The organism is Psychrobacter sp. 1U2 (assembly GCF_051847575.1).
In genome coordinates this window covers 1-1,450 of record NZ_JBPYDC010000198.1, presented here as the reverse complement: position 1 = coordinate 1,450, position 1,450 = coordinate 1, and the positions used below count along the sequence as shown (strand labels likewise).

2 protein-coding genes are annotated in these 1,450 nt (G+C 44.8%); both read right to left on the bottom strand.

The features are described 5' to 3' along the window. Positions 1–234: DUF3726 domain-containing protein (locus ACS8FD_RS14435; protein ID WP_439276365.1), on the bottom strand; the 234-nt coding region annotated here is incomplete at its 3' end. 3 nt (positions 235–237) lie between these two features. Beyond that, the coding region (locus tag ACS8FD_RS14430; RefSeq protein WP_439276364.1) for a hypothetical protein at positions 238–1,450 on the bottom strand (1,213 nt) is incomplete at its 5' end.

The following is a 1,450-nucleotide window of genomic DNA, read 5'->3' as shown; positions in this document are numbered from 1 at the left end:
GTCATGCAAATCAAAGCGAATGGCGCCCGTTTCTTGATGGACGATATCAATAGGCGTATCTTGCTCAGTTAAGATAAAGGGCGTGGCATTATTAAAATGACGCACACCATCCAATCCTGCCATCTCAAGCTCAGCCACCATAGAGGCGATGACATCAGCCTCGCCGACTTCTCGGTGCATCCCCGTAAAGGCTTTATACACCATTGTCACGATTTCATTGTGCGATACAATCATGTCTTAAACCTCCTTGGTAATGGTTGAGTCTTGAGTGGGCAGTGTTTGGGTAGACGAATTTTCTGTAAATGAATCTTTTGTAGACAAGTTAGGTAATAAAGGAAACAGCCATTCATCACTATGTACTTCGTTAAATAAAGGCGCACCTTGGAACAAAGTGATTCGTACCCAGCGATCAGACCTAGGATCGAACTTGGTCGCGCCAAACATCGATAGCTTACAACGTAGTAGATGCATAGGCGGTGTATGCTTATGCAAAACATTCATCTGAATGTCACCCATTTTTTTGTGGCCCATGGTCCATACGCGGCGAGCGATAGAACGGTATTTAGGCTTGCTTAGCATAAACTCGGATATCAGCTGCTGTGGATCGGCCTGTTGTAAAGCCACATACAAGTTCTTTGCTTGCCGCCCGATATCTAATGATAGCTCTCGATCATCACCGGGCTCTTGCCCGCGTACGCCCATGCGTGGCTCTTCTTTATCCACCGAGCGATACCAAAACCAATAGCGATTATCAGGCTCATCAAAATCAATCGTAATCGCCCATTGATAACGTGACTCTAATACATCAAGCAAATCTTGAATCACTTTGCCTTTTGGTAGTGACAAGGCTTCATCCGCGTTGACCTTTTCTTGAAACGCATCGACACGCTCAGGATATAGCTCCATTAAGCAAGAGATGATGACTTCTTGGCTCTCAAAACTTAAGTGGTCGTGAGCTTGCAAGAACTCCGCCCATGTTTTATGACCTTCAATCATGTTCATAAGCTTACTTTGTAATACACTCAACTCTATAACGACGGTCGCGTTCAATTGATCTTGCTGCTCATTGATGGTAACGATTTCGGTAAAATGCTGAATCGCGCGCGCAAGCAAGCTAGAAAAATACGCCACCTTTTCTGACTCAATATCACAGACCAAGGTCGCTTGCACCGCTTCTTCACGCGTGGTGAGCCACTGATCGACGATACAAGGGTGATTGATTAGATACGGTGCCATACCCAGACCCGTCGCGTTACCGATTCCTAGATAACGCTTAATCTCTGGATGGAGCGCGACGGCTTTATTACCGCCTTTTTTCTTGGCTAAAAAATCAACCCAATCAAGGCTAAATTCACGTAGCAAATAAACTGCACACATCTGCGCGCGAAACGACTGATTAAAATCTTCGCTATGATCTAATGGCTTAAAATCATAAATACCAAATTTGCCA